This is a genomic window from Corynebacterium sp. HMSC06G04 (genome assembly GCF_001807365.1).
GTDB lineage: Bacteria > Actinomycetota > Actinomycetes > Mycobacteriales > Mycobacteriaceae > Corynebacterium > Corynebacterium simulans.
The window spans coordinates 132265-151342 of the sequence record NZ_KV788623.1; the positions used below are offsets into that span (position 1 = coordinate 132265).

At 58.3% G+C, this 19078-nt stretch carries 16 protein-coding genes and 3 tRNA genes; 8 read left to right on the plus strand and 11 right to left on the minus strand.

The features are described from left to right. The first annotated feature begins 36 nt into the window (after nucleotides 1–36). Complete coding sequence (locus HMPREF3158_RS09890) at nucleotides 37–1053, plus strand: 3-isopropylmalate dehydrogenase (RefSeq protein WP_062035201.1); 1017 nt, start codon at nucleotides 37–39, stop codon at nucleotides 1051–1053. Between the two features lie 73 nt (nucleotides 1054–1126). Next, nucleotides 1127–1936, plus strand: a complete 810-nt coding sequence (locus HMPREF3158_RS09895) for a fumarylacetoacetate hydrolase family protein (RefSeq protein ID WP_201057394.1) — start codon at nucleotides 1127–1129, stop codon at nucleotides 1934–1936. A 67-nt stretch (nucleotides 1937–2003) separates the two neighbouring features. Here the strand turns inward: HMPREF3158_RS09895 and HMPREF3158_RS09900 are convergent, their stop codons facing one another. Next, complete coding sequence (locus tag HMPREF3158_RS09900) at nucleotides 2004–3107, minus strand: isochorismate synthase (protein WP_070498376.1); 1104 nt, start codon at nucleotides 3105–3107, stop codon at nucleotides 2004–2006. Nucleotides 3108–3196: 89 nt separating this feature from the next. Between HMPREF3158_RS09900 and HMPREF3158_RS09905 the strand changes: the two genes are divergently transcribed. Continuing rightward, the gene (locus HMPREF3158_RS09905; protein WP_246816206.1) at nucleotides 3197–4345 is read left to right on the plus strand and encodes a CE1 family esterase; all 1149 of its coding nucleotides are present in this window, start codon (nucleotides 3197–3199) and stop codon (nucleotides 4343–4345) included. Here HMPREF3158_RS09905 and HMPREF3158_RS09910 read toward each other — a convergent pair whose 3' ends face one another. From HMPREF3158_RS09910 to HMPREF3158_RS09940, 7 genes are all read right to left on the minus strand, one after another. Beyond that, entirely contained in the window at nucleotides 4346–5713 is a 1368-nt protein-coding gene (locus tag HMPREF3158_RS09910) for a choice-of-anchor M domain-containing protein (protein ID WP_070498378.1), read from the minus strand. A 15-nt stretch (nucleotides 5714–5728) separates the two neighbouring features. After that, nucleotides 5729–6595 (minus strand): anchored repeat-type ABC transporter permease subunit, encoded by an 867-nt coding sequence (locus HMPREF3158_RS09915; protein ID WP_061922147.1) that lies wholly within the window; start codon nucleotides 6593–6595, stop codon nucleotides 5729–5731. Beyond that, entirely contained in the window at nucleotides 6592–7332 is a 741-nt protein-coding gene (locus HMPREF3158_RS09920) for an anchored repeat-type ABC transporter ATP-binding subunit (RefSeq protein ID WP_070498380.1), read from the minus strand. Before HMPREF3158_RS09920 ends, HMPREF3158_RS09915 begins: the two co-directional genes overlap by 4 nt. Further along, nucleotides 7316–8251, minus strand: a complete 936-nt coding sequence (locus tag HMPREF3158_RS09925; protein WP_070498382.1) for a choice-of-anchor M domain-containing protein — start codon at nucleotides 8249–8251, stop codon at nucleotides 7316–7318. The genes HMPREF3158_RS09920 and HMPREF3158_RS09925 overlap by 17 nt, the downstream gene beginning before the upstream one ends. A gap of 45 nt (nucleotides 8252–8296) precedes the next feature. Next, nucleotides 8297–9781, minus strand: a complete 1485-nt coding sequence (locus tag HMPREF3158_RS09930) for an anchored repeat ABC transporter, substrate-binding protein (protein ID WP_070498383.1) — start codon at nucleotides 9779–9781, stop codon at nucleotides 8297–8299. Beyond that, nucleotides 9781–10863 carry a choice-of-anchor M domain-containing protein gene (locus tag HMPREF3158_RS09935; RefSeq protein ID WP_141741038.1) on the minus strand — a complete coding sequence of 361 codons (1083 nt, stop codon included), beginning with the start codon at nucleotides 10861–10863 and terminating at the stop codon, nucleotides 9781–9783. The genes HMPREF3158_RS09930 and HMPREF3158_RS09935 overlap by 1 nt, the downstream gene beginning before the upstream one ends. Before the next feature lie 74 nt (nucleotides 10864–10937). Continuing rightward, nucleotides 10938–13283 (minus strand): choice-of-anchor M domain-containing protein, encoded by a 2346-nt coding sequence (locus HMPREF3158_RS09940; protein WP_070498385.1) that lies wholly within the window; start codon nucleotides 13281–13283, stop codon nucleotides 10938–10940. A gap of 200 nt (nucleotides 13284–13483) precedes the next feature. Between HMPREF3158_RS09940 and gltX the strand changes: the two genes are divergently transcribed. From gltX to HMPREF3158_RS09960, 4 genes are all read left to right on the plus strand, one after another. Then, on the plus strand, nucleotides 13484–14992 hold the full coding sequence (gltX, locus tag HMPREF3158_RS09945) for a glutamate--tRNA ligase (RefSeq protein WP_070498387.1): 1509 nt from the start codon (nucleotides 13484–13486) through the stop codon (nucleotides 14990–14992). Nucleotides 14993–15270: 278 nt separating this feature from the next. Continuing rightward, nucleotides 15271–15342 (plus strand) — tRNA-Gln (locus tag HMPREF3158_RS09950). A gap of 35 nt (nucleotides 15343–15377) precedes the next feature. Next, nucleotides 15378–15450, plus strand: a tRNA-Glu gene (locus tag HMPREF3158_RS09955). A 607-nt stretch (nucleotides 15451–16057) separates the two neighbouring features. Continuing rightward, nucleotides 16058–16130: transfer RNA gene (locus HMPREF3158_RS09960), tRNA-Glu, on the plus strand. Between the two features lie 106 nt (nucleotides 16131–16236). Here HMPREF3158_RS09960 and HMPREF3158_RS09965 read toward each other — a convergent pair. Continuing rightward, the gene (locus tag HMPREF3158_RS09965; protein ID WP_070498389.1) at nucleotides 16237–16869 is read right to left on the minus strand and encodes a hypothetical protein; all 633 of its coding nucleotides are present in this window, start codon (nucleotides 16867–16869) and stop codon (nucleotides 16237–16239) included. Between the two features lie 105 nt (nucleotides 16870–16974). Then, entirely contained in the window at nucleotides 16975–17265 is a 291-nt protein-coding gene (locus HMPREF3158_RS12610) for a hypothetical protein (protein ID WP_082787599.1), read from the minus strand. A 200-nt stretch (nucleotides 17266–17465) separates the two neighbouring features. Here HMPREF3158_RS12610 and HMPREF3158_RS09975 point away from each other — a divergent pair, with 200 nt between their 5' ends. After that, entirely contained in the window at nucleotides 17466–18269 is an 804-nt protein-coding gene (locus tag HMPREF3158_RS09975; protein WP_070498392.1) for a hypothetical protein, read from the plus strand. 105 nt (nucleotides 18270–18374) lie between these two features. Here the strand turns inward: HMPREF3158_RS09975 and HMPREF3158_RS09980 are convergent, their stop codons facing one another. Then, a complete protein-coding gene (locus HMPREF3158_RS09980) occupies nucleotides 18375–19058 on the minus strand; it encodes an IclR family transcriptional regulator (RefSeq protein ID WP_062035176.1) in 684 nt (227 codons plus the stop codon). Between the last annotated feature and the right edge of the window lie 20 nt (nucleotides 19059–19078).

Below are 19078 nucleotides of genomic sequence, written 5' to 3' on the forward strand. Positions count from 1 at the left end.
TCTCACATCCATTATGTGAGAAAGGAATCCCGCATCATGAAACTGGCGGTTATTGGTGGAGACGGCATTGGGCCTGAGGTCACTGCGGAAGCGCTCAAGGTATTGCGTACCGTGCGTGACGATATCGAGGTGACCGAATTTGACCTCGGTAGCCGCCGTTACCTGCGCAATGGCGAGCTTCTCACTGCTGCCGACCTGGAATCATTGCGTGAGCATGATGCGATTTTGCTTGGCGCCATCGGCGCGCCCGATAAGGTTGCGCCCGGTATCCTGGAGCGGGGCCTGCTGTTAAAGCTGCGCTTCGAGCTTGACCATCACGTCAACCTGCGCCCTGCCAAGCTCCATCCCACGGCAACCTCGCCTTTGGCAAACCCGGGGGAGGTTGACTTAGTGGTGGTCCGCGAGGGTACCGAAGGTCTCTATTGTGGCAACGGTGGAACTTTGCGGGAAGGCACCAAACATGAGGTGGCTTCGGAGGTTTCCCAAAACACCCGCTTTGGTGTCGAGCGCGTAGTGCGTGACGCATTTGAGCGGGCGGCGTGCCGCCGCAAGCATTTGACCCTGGTACACAAGACCAACGTCTTGGTTAATGCGGGTGGGCTGTGGCAGCGCACCGTCGACGAGTTATCCGCGGAGTATCCCGAAGTAACCGTGGATTATCAGCACATCGATGCTGCGACCATTTTTATGGTGACGGATCCTTCGCGCTATGACGTCATTGTTACAGACAACCTCTTCGGCGATATCCTCACGGATTTGGCCGGTGCCATCACGGGCGGTATCGGGCTCGCAGCCTCTGGAAACATCGATGCCTCAGGCGTGAATCCTTCCATGTTTGAACCGGTGCATGGCTCGGCGCCGGACATTGCGGGTAAGGGGGTTGCCGACCCAACTGCGGCCATTTTGTCGGCGGCGATGCTCCTGCGGCATCTCGGAGACGATGCAAACGCGGGGCGGATTGAAGCCGCTGTGGAAGGCGACGTCGCCAAGCGGGGCAATGAAACGATTCATACCGCAGAAGTTGGCGACAGGATTGCGGCCGCGCTAGCCTAAGCTCGGGTGTGAAAAGAATTCACACGCACCCTTAGCTAACGAGTGAAGAACGCAAATTGGTAGCATGGCCGTTATGCGTTTAGGACGAATAGCTCACCCAGAAGGAATCTGCTTTGCCATCATCGACGGGCCAAAGGATGCCCCACTCGAGGAACTGACGGCAAAGGAGATTGCCGGTACTCCATTTACCACCCCAGAACCGACTGGCCGCGAGTGGAAGCTGAGCGAAGTTCGCCTGCTTGCTCCGACCCTGCCAACCAAGGTTGTAGCGCTTGGCCGTAATTATGCAGACCATGTCGCGGAGGTCTTCAAAGAGTCCGCCGAGCACCTCCCGCCGACAATCTTCATCAAGCCTTCCACCGCAGTCGTCGGCCCGAACGTGCCAATCAAGATCCCAGAATTTGCCACGAAGGTGGAGTTCGAGGGTGAGCTGGCCGTTGTGATCTCCAAGGTTTCGAAGAATATCAAGGCTGAGAACTGGAAGGATCACGTTTTGGGTTACGTCATCTGCAATGACGTCTCTTCCCGTGACCTGCAGTTCAAGGATGGTCAATGGGCGCGTGCGAAGGGCATCGATACCTTCTGCCCGCTGGGTCCATGGATTGAAACTGACTTGGACTCATTGAATCTGGATGATCAGAAGATCAATGCTTACCTGACTCACGATGGTAAGCGCGAGCAGAAGCAGGACTCCAACACTGACCAGATGATTGTGAAGATGGGCGGAATTCTCGAGGAAATTTCCGCCTCCTATACTTTGCTGCCTGGTGATGTCATCACAACCGGATCTCCGGCAGGTACCGCGCCGATGTTCCCTGGCGATACGATTGAAATCGAGATTCCGGGACTTGGCACGCTTAAGAACCCGATTGAAAAGGCTTAAAGCTTAAAGCCTTCGTTGCCTACCCGGGAAGAATTCGAGGAGCGTTACTCACAACGCGGACGTGGTTTTAAAGGCCCAACGCCCGCAGAATGGTGCGTAGCTTTGCGGTGGTCTCAGCCAGTTCTTCCTGCGAATTAGAAGACTCGACAATTCCGCCGCCGGCCCAGGCGCGGGCGCTAAGGCCGTTGCCGGCTACTTCGGCGCAACGGATGGCGACCATGTACTCGCCGTCGCCGTTGTTGTCGCACCAACCCACGGTGCCCGCGTAGAAGCCTCGATCGGTTTCTGCGGTTTCGATGAGTGCTTGGGCGGCCTCGGTGGGCGTGCCACAGATTGCCGGGGTGGGGTGAACCAGCATGGCAAGCTCCAGTGCGGTTAGCTCGGGTTCCTTCAAGGTGCCGGCGATAGGCGTGCCCAAGTGCCACATCTCATTGGTGTTGATCAGTTCCGGGGTGCTCGGTGCGTCGAGAGTGGTGCACAGCGGGCTGAGGATGCGGCGTAGGTGATCGACCACAAAGGAGTGTTCGTGGAGATCCTTCGCGGAACGCAGTAGGTCTTGCCCAGCCAAATGGTCGCGGGCTTTATTAGCTTGGCGTGGCGCGGAGCCTGCTAGCGGGAAAGCGGTGACAGTCGAGCCTTGTTTCTTGACCAGTACCTCGGGGGATGCGCCGACCAGCGTGGCGCCCTCGCGGCCAGCCGGGGTGAGATCGGCGATGAAGCCGTCACGGTTCGCGGAAAGATCGATAAGCCTTGCGGCCACGAGACGTGGATCGACTGCTTCGGTGAATTCGAGGTCGACGGCGCGCGCTAAGACCACCTTGTCAAGCTTGGAGGTTTGAATCGTGGCAATTGCGGCGTCGACGCGGCGCAGGTGTTCTTCTGGTTCCGGGTCGAATCCGGTAACCCGTGCGTTGAGCGTGCCCTGGCGATAGTAGGCCGGCGGTTCGAGCGGGCCGTCCTCGCGAATGATGGAAGCAGGCTCGGTGAGTGCGGCTGGATCGTCCGTGTTGAAAGGCAGCGCGCCAACAATCATCTCCGCGGACTTATCGCGTAGTGCGGCGATTGCTTTCTCGACGTCGGTAAAGGTGCGTTGAGAACCCTGTGTGCGTACCGATCCCGTGGCTCGGGAGAGCAAAAAGTCAGGTGCGGTGGCTGGTCTGTTCTCGTGCATGAGAATCAAGCTTACTTCCTTGGAGAAAATTGACAGAATTCCGTGTGTTGAATGAGGCCTGTGTGAAAAGTGTGATTACTGTGTCAACAGTGATCTTTTCCCTACCCAAGGAGTCCCAGGTGCTTAGCCCGCAAAGCTGGATGAATAAGCTCAAACGTTCAGCGGTATCCCTCGCCGCCGCGGCCATCGTCGTCAGCGCGCCTGGTTTCGCCGCCGCTCAGGAAGCGCCTGCTCCGGCACCAGCTCCCGCACCCGTTCCGGCCCCTGCGCCAGCCCCGGTACCTGCACCTACACCTGCACCTGCTCCTACGGCTGATGGCTCTCATCTGATTCCTGAAGGTGTTAAGGAATCGACCCCGGCCGTATCGCCTGAGCTGGCAACTCAGCCGCAGCTGCCGCCAGAAAATGTTAATCCTGCCGCGCCAGCTGAGCCGGTAGTCCCAGCGGACCCGACCGTGAACCCAGTTCAGCCGATTTCAAATGGCCAGATGCGTTCTATCAACATGGAGCACGAGGGCAAAACTCGCCGCTACCTGCTGCGGATCCCGAACAACTACAACCCGGACGTGGCAGCACCGGTACTCTACGGCTTCGGCGGTTGGGAGGATTCCCCAGAGAACTTCTCCAGCTACAACCGCATGGGAAATACTGGCGCCGCTAAGGAAGCGATCATCGTTTACCCTGAGGGCTTCGAGCGCGCTTGGGAGGCTGCGCCGTATGCAAAGACTCACGACGGCGAGGATATTCGCTTCATTCAGCGCATCTTGGACGACGTCGACAAGGATTACCGCGTCGACCGCTCCCGCGTTTATGCGATGGGAATGTCTAATGGCGGCGGCTTTACTTCTGTTCTGGGCTGCCACGCGCAGGAGACCTTCGCTGCTGTGGCAACCGTCTCCGGCGCTTTCTACAATCCGGTCGAGCAGAACTGCGTTGACGCCCCGATGCACACCCTCCTCATGCACGGAGTGAATGACCGCATGATGCAGTACGAGGGCGGCATCCGCCATGAGGCCGGCTACCTACCGGTTCGTGAGGTTCTTGGCGGCTACCTCAAACGCAACCGTTGCGATATGACTTTCCAGGCTGAGCAGAACGGCCCAATGGCTGAGCGCCTGCGCTTTAACAACTGCCTGAAAAACGTTGAGCTCCTCAAGGTCAAGGGCGACCACACCTGGTGGTACGAGCCGGACACCTCGAACGAGGTGTGGAACTTCCTTTCGGATAAGCGCAAGTAACTAAAGGATCTGCTGGGTTTGGCCTAGTTCCTGTGACTGATTGCGCTTTGGCTTGCGGAAGAACTGGGCCCAAATAAACAAACCGGTGCCCAAAAGCAATGCGAATGCACCGATACCGGAGAGAACGCCGGCCCAGAAGTTGAGCATCGGGACGCCATAGCTTAATTCTTGCGCATCCGTTTCTACATAGCCTTGTCCGTCTTCGGTGGCAAGGCTATTTCCACGTCCGGGGCGGTGTGCGCTTGCCGACGCCTTCTTCTTTTTCTCTGTTTCCTTTTGTTCGGACTTCGACGGTGCTGACTTGGTTCCTGTGTTAGTGGATCCTGCCGTATTAGCCGAGCGGACTGCTGGCTTGCTGCCCATAACCGTGCCGCCTGGCGTCGATTGTGGCTGCGGGTTAGCAGCCTTCTTTTCGGTTTGGGCCTTGGTGGTGTCCTTGGCCTTGGACTTGTCCTTGTTCTTGTCCTTGGCCTTGTCTTTGTCTTTTTGCTCGGTCTTGTTCTTGCTTTCGTTCTTGCTCTTGTCAGACTTGGCTTTAGGCGCCTCCGTGGCAACCATCTTGTCGGCCTCGTCGAGGGTCTTATCGAGGGCCTTGTCGAGGGTGCCGATGGCCTTTGCGGTATCGTTGATGTCAGAGGTCAACTGCTCAGCCTTGCTCTTTGGGCCAGAGTTGCCTGCGGAGCTGCCGCCCCAATCGAGCTCACAGAGCTCTGAATCATCGGTTGAATTGCCCACGAGGAACGGGGCGTCGAGTGAGTGCTCGGAGCCGTCCGGGAGGGTGAAGGTAAAAGTGACGGCGTAGGCGCCCGGCTGGGTGAAGCCGAAATTGACGTGGGTATGGGAGCGTGGGTAATCCCATGTCATGCTCGGGTCTTCGCTATCGAGTTTGAGCTCTGAGTCGCTCAAGTCGCCGGTTTGCCAAGCGAGGACGCGGCCGCCCTCAGGTGCGTCGTGAAGCTCCATGGATAGCTGAGCGGTTTCATCCTTAGTCATGTTCGAAAGGTGCAGCAGCGAGAAACCGAACCACGGGCGGTCATGGTCTTGGTCTTGGGGAAGCAGCCATGCATCGCCAGAAATGCCGGGGAAGCCTAGCTCGTCGAGAGAGCCCGTCATGTTGTCATCGACTACCACGACGAAATCGCGGGAGTCACGCTCGACGTGCTCACCGGAGCTGTCGTCGTCCACGGTAAAGCGCAGCGGGCCGTCGTCGTCGCGCACTGCGACATCCTGGTGGCCTTTTTCGATGTGGTAGCTATCCGCCACGGCGCAGGTATCCTCCGCGAAAGCCTGTGGTGCGGAAAGGCCTAGGAAAGTCGCAGCGCCGAGGGCGACGACGGTGCGTGGTACGCGGGAGTGCGAGAAAATCATGTGGGGTAGTCCTCTCTATGAGTTGGTCTTGGATTCGGAAGTCTTCTTCTGAAGAATCGGGGAGATTGCCCATGCCGCAAGGAAGAGGGTGGTAAGCACGAGCACGATGGTGGCGCCCGCCGGTAGGTCGATGGCCCACGCCAAGTAGATGCCGGTGAAGCTCGCGAAGATGCCTATGGCACTGGAGGTGAGCATCATCGTGCCCAGCGAGTTGGTTAGCAGGCGGGCAGTAGCCGCGGGAGTGATAAGCAGTGCCAGCACCAGGATGTTGCCGATGGTTCCCACCGAGATGACCACCGCGCCGGTTACGCAGAGGTAGAGCACGATGTCGAGGGCGAAGACGGGAAGGCCCATCGCGCGTGCCGTTTCTTTGTCCAGGCAGTTGGCCGTAAGTTGTGGGCTAAGCAATGCGATGAGGCCCACGATGATCACGGTGACTGCAGCGGCGGTGTAGAGATCCGCTTTCGATACGCCGGTCAAGGTGCCGAAGAGAAAGCTCGTCAGCGATGCGGTGTAGCCCTCAGTCCGAGAGATGATCACCATGCCGAGGGCAAAGGAAGCCGCAAAGAAGATTCCGATGACGGAGTCGGCGCGCACGCTGCGGCGCTGCGAAAAGCAAGCGATGAGCAATGCTACGACCGTGCCGGCAACCGCCCCACCCAGCAGGATGGATCCCTGCAGGGCAAAAGCAACCGCCAGGCCCGGGAACACCGCGTGGGAGACAGCATCGCCGATGAAAGCCATACCGCGCAGCACCACGTAGCAGCCCACCACGGCACAGACCACCGCAGACAGCATCGAGATACCCACCGCGCGAGCGAGGAAGTCTAGCTGCGGGTTAGCCAGATCGCTAAAGAAATCAAACAGGGAGACCTCGATCATGCGGCCACCCCAATCGCGGAAAGGAGCGGGGAATCGGTGCTGACGCCGAAGGCGGCGGTCCAGGCGGCGGCGTCGCCAAGCACTTGCTCAGCAGGGCCATCCGCAGTGATTTCCTTATTGAATAGCACCAAGCGCTGGCACGTGTGCGCAGCCTCCGCCAGATTGTGGGTGGACATGATGATGCTCGTGCCACCTGCACAGAGCTCGTCGAAAAGATAGAGCAACGCCTCCGTATTGGGGGCATCGAGACCCGTGAAAGGCTCATCAAGCAGGAGCACCTGCGGATTTGTGGCTAAAGCGCGCGCGATGAGCACGCGCTGGCGTTGGCCACCGGAAAGCTCAGCGATGGGCCGCTTTGCCAAGTGCGTGAGGTTCGTCAGCTCCAGCGCGCGCTTGGTTGCCGCGTGGTCTTTGGCGCGGGGCCTGCGGAACCACCCAATCAAACCCGTGCGCCCGTTCAACGCCGCCTGATAGACGTTGATGGGAAAGTCCCACTCTACGTCGTGACGCTGTGGCACATAACCCACCGACGCCGCGCACTGAATGTGCCCGCTGGCAGGAACCAAGCCCAGGATTGAGCGCATCAACGTCGTCTTGCCGGCGCCGTTGGGGCCTAAAAGACCGATGAATTCGCCAGGGTATACGCGCAGCGATGCATCGTTGATAACGCGGCGCCCGCTCAAGGTCACGCGCACGTGGTCTAGATCTATCAGTGCTTCCTTAGTCTTGGTCGGCATGCTTGCCTTTCTTGCGCGCTGCAAGGATAAGAAGGAAAGCCGAGACAATAAGCACGACTGCGCCGGCTCCGAGCAATACCCAAATCCATCCAGCGATGGAGGAAGAGGAGCCTTCTTGAGCAGCCTCTTGATCCCACTCGGTGGCGTTGGCCTCAGTCACGTCGGTCTCTGCTCCAACCGCGAAGGTCAAAATGCCGTCGGTGCTGAAGTCTTCTCCATTTTTGGTCTTTCCCTTAAGGCGGATACCCACCTGGTGGATGCCCGGCTCAGTGAAAACCCAGTTGGCGTGGGTATGGGTGTTGAGGTCTACCCAGAAATCCTCGCGCTGGTTCTTAGCGGTGGACCAGAGCACCTGGGGTGCTTCGAAGCCGCCATTTTGGAGGAAGAGCGAAAACTCACCCGGGCCGGTGTGACCGAGGAACTCCATGTTCACGCCGCGGTCGGCGGCATCGATAAGCGAGGGTGCCTGGGTATTCCAGCCCACCCAGGGAACGCCTGCTTGCTCCGTCTGCGGGATGACCCAGACGTTCTCGCCGGCATTGCCGCCGACGAAGCCGAATTGCTCATCGTCTGGGAGCGCGAGTTGGGCTTCGTCGCCTACTTTGAACACGACGTCGTCAAGCTCGCGCCATACGGGTGTGGCTGCGGAATCGTCGCGCGCGAGGAAGTGCGCGCCTTCGCCTGTAAACTGCGCGCCGACGTCCACGTGGCCATGGTCGATGATTGCTTCGGTGCCTGCCGGGGCGAATTCTTCGTCGTCTTTGACCACCTGGGCGAGGTCACCGGCCCATGCACTAGGCGCCGGGATGGCGGCGGTTACCAAGATCGCAGCGAGAACGGCCAAGCACGCATAGACCACCGTCGCACTCGCGAGGATGCGACCTAGCGGCCCAGTGGCTTTCGTGAAAGTTGAATTCATTTGTGGATTCCTTGTTTCTCAGAGATTTTCTTTAGGTGTGACTGGTTAGGGCGAAGGGCTAAGGCAGCGGTGGAGCGTCTGCGCATTGGTACGCATCATGTCGATGTACGTCGGAACCTTTTCATCCAACGTGTCGCCGTAGATGGTGCAGACGCGGATTCCTTGTTGCGAGGCTGCCTCGGTGAGCGTTGCCGTGCTTGCTTGTTGTGTTGGCTCTACAAATACGGCCGGTAGGTGCAGGTTCTCCAACGTCCTGCGCAGCGCAATGACATCGCGCGGGGAGGGCTCGATGGCAGGATTCGGCGTGATAAAGCCTGCGACCTGCATGCCGTAGCCCTGGTCCAGGTAGGCATAGCCGTGATGCGGCGTGACCAGATGGCGCTGGGCCTGCGGGATGGAGGCTATTTGCTCGGCAACGAAAGCGTCGGTCTCCTTCAGCTGCTCGATATACGACGCCGCGCGCTCGCGGTAGGCCGCACCATGGGTAGGGTCTGCCAGCGCGAGGTTATCGGCCACCACCTCGGTTTCTGCGATGACATTGTCGACGTTGTGCCACAGGTGTGGGTCAACCTCGCCATGGATGTGCTTGCCCAGCACGGCTTGTGGCAGGAGATAGGTCTCGCTGCCCGGACGGCCCAAGAAGCGATACGCCGGATTCGGCGGAATCGGCTGCAATGTTGAAGAAGGCAAAGCTACCGCAGTGGTGTTGGGATCGAAGTGGGCGCCGTTATCCTGCAGATCAATGGACCCCGCTGCGATATTCGCTGTGATGTCCACGTGCCCCTCATCGTGTGCGCGCATTCCTTCTGGGGGATTAACGCCCACGGCGACGGTGATATTTTGCACCGCGGTATCGCCGTCTTCAGAGTGGGCCTTAAACCCAATGCGATAGATACCGGGTTTGGAAAAGCCCCACGAGACATGCGTGTGCGCGTTAGCGGGCAAGCGGGCGGTGTCCTCATGATCGTTGATACCGTCCGCGCTGTTGAACAGCACCTCCGGCGTACCGAAGGTGGAGACCACGTAAGCTGCCACGTCACCGGGACCCTCGGCAGAGACCATGCTGAGCTCCACCGCGTGCGAGTTGGCCGGGGCATCCTGGATGCGCAGTCCCAGCCACACGGTATCGAGGGCAGTGTTTTCCACGAGCGGAACGAGCTTTGCGCCGCGGGTGGAAGCTTGGTCTGCGACCTCGATAACCGGGACATGCGTGGTCTCCCGCAAAGTATCCATGAGCCCTTGCGGCTCAAGCAGATAGCCGTTTGCGAACGCGACGTCCGCGTTCGCCGCGTTACGGATGGTGCGCAGCGAAGGCTCAAAGGTATGTGGGTCTTTACCTGCGGGGATAAGGGTGGTGACGTTGGCGTCTTCGCCTGCAACGTGGCTAATGACGTCCGCGAGAATCGGCGTTGTCGCCACGACATTCAGGCCCTCCGGCGCCTGCCCAACACCTGGGGTCGCGCAGCCGGCTATGAGAGCCACGGCGCTTAGCGACGACGCGACAGCCCAACGATTGTTTCGGTGCAGCATTAGTCCTGGACCTTCGCCAGCACCCAGCGCATAACACCAAGGCCCAGCATCAACATGCCAACGCCGAGCAACCCCAAGCCCCACGGCAGGTAGTTGGGGGCTTCAACGAAGTCGTTGCCCGCCGATTGCAAAGCCACATCCGAGCCATCTTCTTGCGCACCCGAGTGCGACTTGTGGCCCCGACGCACATGCTTGCGCGACTTTTCGCGGCCGGGCTTGCCCGAAGACTTTGCGCCCGAAGAGTGATTACCTGAAGCCGCACGATTGCCGCTTGCATTGGCACCGCCTAGTGCTCCACCAGCAGAAGACAAGGAACCTGCCGAGGCAGAATGCCCGTCGGACTCGGCATCCGAATCGGTGGAATCGGATTCGCCCTCGACGTCGTCGAAGTCCTCGTCTTCAACGTATTCTCCATCTTCTTCGCCTGCGGCTTCACCATCACCTACGGACCAGGTGTAGGTGACCTTGTTACTGGTATCGCCATTAGAAGAAGCCTGCACGGTCATGGTGTAGGTACCTGGCTCGCTAAACGCCCAGTTGACGTGGCGATGAGCAGGGTAGGGCTGATTGATGACCTCGCCGCTGCGCAGCTCCAAGTCACCGGAGTCAGTAACAGATTCAATGTCACCGAAGCCCGTTGTCTCAAAGATGTAGACCGCACCAGGCCCACTAACATCCACGAAGTTGAGGTCAACGTCCTTGTAGCCTGCTTGCTGTGCCTTCTGGGTATCCCAGCCCGGCCAGATGATGTCCGACTTCTGGGTCTGCGGCAGAAAGTACGTGGGCGTGCCGATGGCGTCCACGCTCTCGGTGGCATCAGACCACGCGTTTTCGTTGACCCGCAACACTACGTCATCGCCGGGACGCTCGACCTCTGAGCCGGTGATGTCTTCCTTCATCGACAGTGAGAGCTGGCCATCCGGCGCAGTGACGTAGAAGACGTCGACGTGACCGGAATCAAATTCCGTCTCTTGGGCCTGTGCCGCAGCAAGCGGCATCGAAAAGACTACGAGCATCACCGTAAACAACCAGCCCAGGGTGCGACGGTAAAGCGCAGGCCGAGGTACGACCCGGGACGGCATAGGAGAGAGTGTGTCCATAACTATTTAAGTCCTCTGCAATTAACAAATGCGGTTTAGGAACGGTCAGGGCCCATTTAGCGGCCAGTGATTCCCTTTACCCAGTAATCAATCTCCGCGCGGTGATCATGGATGAAGTTCAGCGCCGCCTGGAAGATGGTCGCCAGCACGAGCGGGAGCACCAGACTCCACGGGTTGAAGGAAGAACCTTCAGCAGAAGAACCTTCCTTCTCTGGGTTGGGTTGCGGCTTCGGCTGCGGCTTGGGCTCTGGTTTCGGTGCTGGCTTGTCTTTACCGCAGTTGTTGGTGGCCTCGTCGCCGATGGTGAATAGCAGCTCTTGTGGCTCAGATTCGACCTTCTTGCCGTCGGTGGTGGTGGCGGTGTAGGTCACGTCGAACTTGTAGACGCCTGGCTTGCTGAAGGCCCAGTTGGTGTGGGCGTGTGATGCGAAGACGGTATCGATGGTGAAGTCGTCCTTGCTCGAATCCATGAGAACCTGGTCCTTGCCGCCGAGACCGCCGGTGGTCCACATGCCAAAGGTGGCGCCTTCCGGCACCTCCTTTGGCTGCAGGTTCAGGTGCACCTTACCGTCCTTGAACTGCGAATAATCAAGCTTCTCAGTGTTGTAGCCCGGCCAGATGATGTCGCGGTTCTGCGTTTGCGGCAAGACATAAGTCTTTTCGCCGACTGGGTTCATGAAGTCGTACTCGGCACCTCCGAACTTTTCGGGGCGCTTCATCAGGGCGTTGTCGCGCACGGAAATCACGACGTCGTCAAGCCGGCGCATCACCATCTTGTTTGCACCGATGTTGGTTTCGTCCTTGAGACGCAGATCGAAGTGATCGTCCTTTCGAGTGGCCATGATGTCGATGTGGCCGCGGTTCAGGACGAGTTTTTCGTTGCACGTGGTTGAAGGATCGGCAGCGCCTTCTTCCTTCTCGCCTTCCTCACGCTTGTCGGCGTCCTGGTGCTGTGGGGAAGTACCCAGAGCACCGTCCTTTTCGAAGGTCTTACCGAAGGCATAGGAATCAGCGACGACGACCGAGCCGGACTCCGCTTTGACCGTCGGATGCGGGTTCAGCGTCAACTTGAGCTTGTAGTCGTTATAAAAGGTCGCCTCGTCCACAAGGAACTCGCCGTGGCCGTTGGTAACAGCGCCCGTGAAATCAAGAGTGGCGATATCGCTGTCGTTTTTGTAGAAGCCGCCGCTGATAAAGCCATTGAAGTTCTTGTCCTCAGTATCGACGACGACCTTGGATGCAGACTTGCCGGCCGGCTCAATCTTGGCCTGAAACTTCTTGCTCGTTGGAGTCATCTCCTCCTGCGGTGCAAGCTTGCGCACGTTGTGGGTTTCTTCCCACGCATCGGCAGACTTGGTCGAATCCGTCGAATTTGTTGCGCCTGGAGCGTATTCAACCTGTTGCGAGATCCATCGTGGTTCCGAGCCTTCCGGAGTAAAGACGGCCTGGATGTTCGATTTTTCCGGGCCAAGGAATTCGTCCCACTCGGCCTGGCCGTCGGTTACAGGCAGATCGGTGAGGAAATAGCCGTCGATAAGCAGCGTCAGCGTGCCTGAAGCCTTGTTTTCTGCATTGAAGCTGATGGTGGACAGGTTCTTGTCGCCGTCCTTTTCAGGATTGGACTTCGGAGCAATGTCGAGCTTGTAGCCTGCCGCAGAGGCATCGCCGTCAGTCGCGGCGTCGTAGCGCTCCCGCAAGGAAGGAGTCGTGTTATCGGCAGGCTTCATGCCTCCTACCTGTAGGGAAGTGGTGGTCGGCTCCGAGGCGACGAGCGTGCCGTCCTTCTTACGCGCGGTGGTGCGGTAGGTGACCTCGTAGCGGCCAGGCTTGGTGAAAAGCGTGTAGTTATGGGTGTGGGAGCCTGCGTGCAGCATCGAAGAATACGCGGAGTTCGACGTGGTGCCGATGAAGCGGTCGAGGCCGCCCTCGGAGTCGCGATACCTGAAAAGCTCGAAATCGCCAGGACCGTCTACCGAGAGGATGTCGAGCGAGGCGAAGTTATCGCGGAAGTCATCTTCAGGCAGCCCGGAATCCGCGCCGAAGCCAATCCAGATTGGATCGTTGCTGCCTAAGACGTTGGCTGGTGCCGTGTAGTAGGTCTTGCCTGCTTGACCAATGAAATCGAAAGCGCCGTTGTCCGGCAGAGTGAATTGGTATTGGTTTCCTCCGTCGACATTCCAGCCCTTGCCGATCCACGCGACGGTGTCTGCTAGGTCTGTGGTGGTGGAGTTATGCTCAGACTTGAGCACGAAGTTATCGTCTTTCCAAAATGTTTTGGGGGAATCGACGTGTCCCTGTGTGGCGATTGCCTTTCCGTCGTCAGGTCCGGCGAAGGCCGGTGCCGGGGCGATAAGCGAGAGAGTAGTAAGGATGGCTAGGTAGCGGGTGGTAGAACGTGCCACAGCGTGGAGACCTTTCTTCAGTTCTGATCCAAGGCCTTCACTATAGAAAATAGTTTCCATTTTGTTTAAGTAGTCTGATGTAGATTGTGAAACCGCTGGCAGAAACTATTGAATTCTATTTTCAGTTACCCCATTTTGGGTGAAGCCCTGGAAGTGACGGGAGTTGGGTGGTGGCGCTGGCCTAAAGGGCCTGCACTACCATGGTGGGCATGACTGAAACTACTTCTGACGTACGCGTACGTTTCTGCCCATCGCCCACCGGCACCCCGCACGTGGGCATGGTTCGTACTGCGCTTTTTAACTGGGCATACGCGCGCCATACTGGTGGCAAGCTGGTTTTCCGCATTGAAGACACCGACGCTGCACGTGACTCCGAAGAGTCCTACCAGGCCATCATTGACTCCCTGAAGTGGCTGGGCATGGACTGGGACGAGGGCGTTGTGACAGGTGGTCCGCACGAGCCTTACCGCCAGTCCCAGCGCATGGACATCTATGCCGATGTTCTGGAGAAGCTGAAGGAGGGTGGCTACGTCTACCCGGCTTATTCCACTGCCGAGGAAGTGGAAGAGCGCCACAAGGCGGCCGGCCGTGACCCGAAGCTGGGCTACGACAATTACGACCGCGATCTCACCGACGAGCAGATTGCGGCGTTTGAGGCGGAAGGCCGCAAACCAGTGTGGCGCCTGCGCATGCCGGAGCAGGATTGGACCTGGAAGGACCTCGTTCGTGGTGAGTTGACCTTCAAGTCTGAGACCCAGCCGGACTACGTCGTTGCACGTTCCAACGGCGCGCCGCTTTACACTCTGGTTAACCCGGTCGATGACGCGCTGATGGGCATCACGCACGTTCTGCGCGGTGAGGACCTTCTTTCCTCCACTCCGCGTCAGCTGGCACTGTACGAGGCGCTGAAGGAACTCGGCATCGCTAAGCAGACCCCGGAATTTGGTCACCTGCCGTTCGTTATGGGCGAGGGAAACAAGAAGCTTTCCAAGCGCGACCCGCAGTCCAACCTCTTTAATCACCGCGACGCCGGCATCATTCCGGAGGGCATGCTCAACTACCTGTCCCTGCTGGGCTGGTCCCTGTCTGCGGATCAGGACATTTTCTCCGTGGACGAGCTCGTTGCGAACTTCGATGTGGAAGACGTTCTGGGTAACCCGGCTCGCTTTGACCAGAAGAAGCTGGAGGCCATCAACGCCGATCACATTCGCCTGCTAGAGCCCGAGGTCTTCGCGCAGCGTCTGCGTGATTACCTGACCGAGTATACCGATTTCCCGGCAGATTATGACGAGCAGAAGTTTGCCTTCGTGGCAGACCTGGTGCAGACCCGCATCAAGATGCTTGGCGACGCCTATGGCCTCATGAGCTTCCTGGTTACTCCGGATGCCGAGCTGGAACTCGACGAGAAGTCCGCAAAGAAGAACCTCAAGGAAGATGCGGTGCAGCCGCTGGAGGTCTCCATCGCTCGCTTGGAGGAGCTGGAGGAGTGGAAGACGGATGCCATTGAGTCCGTACTGTCCAAGGCCCTCATTGAGGAGCTTGAGCTGAAGCCGCGCAAGGCCTACGGAGCTTTGCGCGTAGCTATCTCCGGCCAGCAGGTCTCTCCGCCACTGTTTGAGTCCATGGAGCTCCTGGGCAAGGAGTCCACCCTCAATCGCTTGCGCGCCGCTCTGGCTGTCACGCCGTTCCAGGCGCCTGCGCAGCAGTAGGGGCAAAGCTGTAGCTACTAGCTGGCGCTTCTCGTGGCCCCATTCCCGCAATGCGTTGGGAGTGGGGCCGCGACCGTTTTGGACAGTCGGAAGCGGCGGCTGGTGCAAAGCGCAACGTTGTAATTAGAACGCGCTAAAACGCACCTTTTCAAGTTCAAAAAGCTGCGATGACGTGGCGATTTGTGTGAAAACCGAAACGGTGGCTATAGTAATAAACCGTTGCAGCGAGCAACACCGCGGGGTTTGCCTCCAAGGTGGTTAAAAGCTCAAAGCAATGATGGCCTATGGTGTAATTGGCAACACAACGGTTTCTGGTACCGTCATTCTAGGTTCGAGTCCTGGTAGGCCAGCAGTGATACTGCTTCAAGTCGTATCACAGTTCTAAGCCCCGTTCGTCTAGCGGCCTAGGACGCCGGCCTCTCACGCCGGTAACACGGGTTCAAATCCCGTACGGGGTACAAATTAAAAATCTCGAAACACTTTCGTCAAAGATTGTGTTTCGAGATTTTTCCTATGTTGGCGGCGCGGACCGGTCCTTGTTTACCCCATACCAGCGCGCTAAATCTCGAGCACTTCTTGTCTTAGGCTTTAGTACCAGGGGAGGGACCACTGGGAAGTTCTCCAAAGTGCTTCCGCGGCTGATATTCGGTGCCTAGACTGCAGATATAAGCAGTTACCGGATGAAAGGAGAGTAGATGGCGGATATTGAAACGCATCATTTTCACCGACGCTACTCTAACGCCTTCGACTAGGCAGCATCGCTAGAATCCATAACTTCCTTTTAAACCAACTCTCGTAGAAGTAGGAGCCTCGTGCGAATGCTGTTAGACGTTAAGCGTCATCCCGAACCCGAGTTGGCACGCTAGATTTCCAGGCTCTGTCTATCAACAGATTGCAAGCGGAATAACCACTGATTCGATCCGCGCCCAGCCTAAGAGAAAGCAAGCTGCTAACCACGCAAGAAAAGCGCCAAAGGGTTCGGGATTTTCTATTGCTAGCAGGCGATTTGTTTAACTGTTTACGCATCGTTTACTCTTATCAAGTCCGCAACGGACAGCTAAACGAGCCCCGTTCGTCTAGCGGCCTAGGACGCCGGCCTCTCACGCCGGTAACACGGGTTCAAATCCCGTACGGGGTACAAATAGAAAATCTCGAAACACTTTCCAGGTGGTTAGTGTTTCGAGATTTTTGCTTATGGTTTAAAACTCGCGCGTACCAATCGTTGGTGCTTTTGGCTCAACGCCCTAGACGATGAAAATCGTGGCGTTGTTGCCGCCCTTGCAAGTGATCAGCGCGTTTTCGGCCACGTTACAGCTCATCTGATAAGTCTTGCCGGTTACTGGGCTAGCAACGTTTAAGGAACCGGGGATATACCCGCGCAGGTCCTCTGCAGGGCTTGGGGTGGCATTGATAAGCGCGCTTGTGGTTTCCTTGGCAAAGTCGCAGCTGGTGTTTGGGCCCGCCATGAGGAAGTTTATGTGGTAACCGTCACCCATCATGCACAGCTCGGATGGAGTGCCGTTAACCGTCACCTTCGTTCCTGGAGCGTCTCCTGCCTGTACGCCGAGGGAGTCGATGAGATTCTGGCGTGCGTCTTGGTCGGTGACGTGGTTGTTGGCGTCTTCCTGGCCACCACCTTGCGGGGTTGCCTGCTGCGCCACTGTTTGTGGTGCGTTGGGGTCCAGCGTGGGCTGCGGGGCATCGGGGACGGAAGCGCCGTTGGTTTGCTGAAGGGCCTTTAACTCTTCAAAGCTGTTGTTGAAGCTTGGCTCAGCCGGGGTGGGGTGATCGCTCGGGGCGGGGCTGCAAGCCGCAGTAAACCCGCCGGCGAGTGCGATGGTGGCGAGCGTTAGCGGAAGGCGTCGTGAAGCAAACATGCCCTAAGCCTAACGCGGATCGTGTGGCGTATGTTCGAAAAGATTAAAACCGTCACCTCTAAGAAAGAGGTGACGGTTGAGGTAACGGTTATAGTTCGCTACCGATTAGTGGTCATCCCAGTGGCCTTCGTGGGCGGCGTGGCGGTGGCCATCGTGCAGGTAGTCAACATGGTCGCCGTGGGGAACCGCAACGTGGCCGCAGCCCTCACCGTGCTGGTGGTCGTGGTCCGCATGCTCGTGATGTTCAGTGCTCTCGCACTCGTCCCAGTGGCCTTCGTGCTCACGGTGGATGTGGCCATCGTGGAGGTAGTCGGTGTGGTCGCCGTGTGGGAATGCGACGTGGCCGCAGCCCTCGCCGTGGGTGTGTGCGTGGTCTTCGTGGATGGTGTGTGCCATGGTTTCTACTCCTTGTGGGTCGTGCGGTTGCTCCGCGTTTTCAATCTGTTTCCATTAAACAATGTTTTCATTTCGATTTCAATAAGGCGGCCAAAGTTTTTCAAAACTTTTTCTTTAGTGACGCGCGGGGTGTGGGTGATGTATGAAAAACGCTCTCGGCACGCTATGTTAAGGAAGTGACGCAAGGGAGGAAGGGATCTATGCGACTAATAAAGGGTTTTGCTGCCGTTGCCGGCGCAACGCTTGCCCTGCTGGGCGGCCAGGCCGTGGCCCATGCCAATCCGGGGGTTGGCGTGAAGCAAGGGCAGGTAATTCTTACTGCCGAAGGCACTGCTTGCACAGTGGGATATGTGGAAGGTTCGCGTGCTTGGACCTCCGCGCACTGTGGTCTTTCGGGGCAGCAAGTCTACAACGAGTATGGCCAGCACCTGGGTACCCTGCGGTGGTTTAAACCTTCCGGTGCAGCAGAACATGACCTGGCCTATGTGCAGTTTGCGGCCGGCACCCACAGCGAAGGTAACCCGCTCAGTGGCGACGGCATCAATCCGGTTCCGCGTGCTGGCGAGCAGGTCTGTGTAACCGGTCGTCTCAGCGGTAATGATTGCGCGCAGGCAATCGACGGCCCGAAGGATTTCGACGGCATGCACTACGCCACGAACCTGCCCAAGGCAAACGGCGACAGCGGCTCCGGGGTGTTCATGCCGGGGCGTCCGGGCGTCGTTGGCATCTACCAGGGCGGTACCGTGGTCAGCCGCAACGGCAAGCAGGCCTCCTTTGCAAACTATGCGCGCATGCCTTATGCCAATGAATTGGCTGGCCTGCCGCATCAGGGCTTCGTGCCGCGCCGCCCCAACATCGCACCGCCGCGCAACATCGTAGAGGTGCCGGGCGTTGAGCTCCGCAAGGCGGGTGATCAAGCTGAAGGGCTGGCAACCACCAGTAGCGAGGGCTTTGGTATCGATGCGATCCGCGGCATTGCAAATAACTACGGAATCATTATCTAGGCAACCGGGTGTAGGCGGCTGAGGTAGAAAGCCTGCCCTTTAAAAGAAATAAGCCGTCACCTTTTCTGAGGTGGCGGCTTATTCGAAGTTTTATAGATTCATGTCTTATAGGCGGGCAGTGAGTTTCTGCGCGGCGTCGGCAAGCAGCGGGGCGTACTTCTCGGAGGGGGAAGGGCGGAAGCGCTCGGCGGAACCGGACACGGAAATTACCGCGACGAGTGTGCCGGACGGGTCGAAGACTGGTGCAGAGATGGAGGCAAGACCTGCTTCGCGCTCTTCGATGGATTCGGAGTAACCGTTGCTGCGGGCCCTTTCGACGTCCTCGACACTGAAGGTCGCGTTTTCGATATCGATATCTTCGAAGGCGGCGAAGATGCGGGCGGCCGAGCCGGAAGTAAGAGGGAGCTGGCGGCCCACGGGAACCACGTTGTGCAGGCCGGACTCGGGCTCACGGGTGGCAATGCAGGTACGAGAATTGCCCGAGAGCTGATAGAGCTGCACGGATTCGCCAGTGTCTGCGAGCAGCTTGTCCATGATGGGGCCGGCTGCTTCGATGAGATGATCCCGATTGCCCGGGAGTGCGGGCCCGGCGCCCCATTTGCCATCCGGGGTGCGAGTCAAGATGCGGTGAGCCTCAAGCGCGGTGGCGAGGCGGTGCGTGGTTGCCCTAGGCAGGCCGGTGGTTTCACAGAGTTCGTTGAGGTTGGACGGACGGTTGGCGGCTGCCATCATGATGGCGACGGCGCGATCTAAAACCTTGATTCCGGATATTTCGCTATACTCTCCCATATAATGAAATTTACGTTCCA

Bases quoted from the DNA above. Each gene is read 5' to 3' on its own strand.
- HMPREF3158_RS09895 (WP_201057394.1), top strand. From the start codon at position 1,127: ATGCGTTTAGGACGAATAGCTCACCCAGAAGGAATCTGCTTTGCCATC.
- HMPREF3158_RS09920 (WP_070498380.1), bottom strand. From the start codon at position 7,332: ATGCCGACCAAGACTAAGGAAGCACTGATAGATCTAGACCACGTGCGC.
- HMPREF3158_RS09935 (WP_141741038.1), bottom strand. From the start codon at position 10,863: ATGCCGTCCCGGGTCGTACCTCGGCCTGCGCTTTACCGTCGCACCCTG.
- HMPREF3158_RS12610 (WP_082787599.1), bottom strand. From the start codon at position 17,265: ATGGCACACACCATCCACGAAGACCACGCACACACCCACGGCGAGGGC.
- HMPREF3158_RS09890 (WP_062035201.1), top strand. From the start codon at position 37: ATGAAACTGGCGGTTATTGGTGGAGACGGCATTGGGCCTGAGGTCACT.
- HMPREF3158_RS09900 (WP_070498376.1), bottom strand. From the start codon at position 3,107: ATGCACGAGAACAGACCAGCCACCGCACCTGACTTTTTGCTCTCCCGA.
- HMPREF3158_RS09915 (WP_061922147.1), bottom strand. From the start codon at position 6,595: ATGATCGAGGTCTCCCTGTTTGATTTCTTTAGCGATCTGGCTAACCCG.
- HMPREF3158_RS09910 (WP_070498378.1), bottom strand. From the start codon at position 5,713: ATGATTTTCTCGCACTCCCGCGTACCACGCACCGTCGTCGCCCTCGGC.
- HMPREF3158_RS09980 (WP_062035176.1), bottom strand. From the start codon at position 19,058: ATGGGAGAGTATAGCGAAATATCCGGAATCAAGGTTTTAGATCGCGCC.
- HMPREF3158_RS09930 (WP_070498383.1), bottom strand. From the start codon at position 9,781: ATGCTGCACCGAAACAATCGTTGGGCTGTCGCGTCGTCGCTAAGCGCC.
- HMPREF3158_RS09925 (WP_070498382.1), bottom strand. From the start codon at position 8,251: ATGAATTCAACTTTCACGAAAGCCACTGGGCCGCTAGGTCGCATCCTC.
- HMPREF3158_RS09965 (WP_070498389.1), bottom strand. From the start codon at position 16,869: ATGTTTGCTTCACGACGCCTTCCGCTAACGCTCGCCACCATCGCACTC.
- HMPREF3158_RS09975 (WP_070498392.1), top strand. From the start codon at position 17,466: ATGCGACTAATAAAGGGTTTTGCTGCCGTTGCCGGCGCAACGCTTGCC.
- gltX (WP_070498387.1), top strand. From the start codon at position 13,484: ATGGTGGGCATGACTGAAACTACTTCTGACGTACGCGTACGTTTCTGC.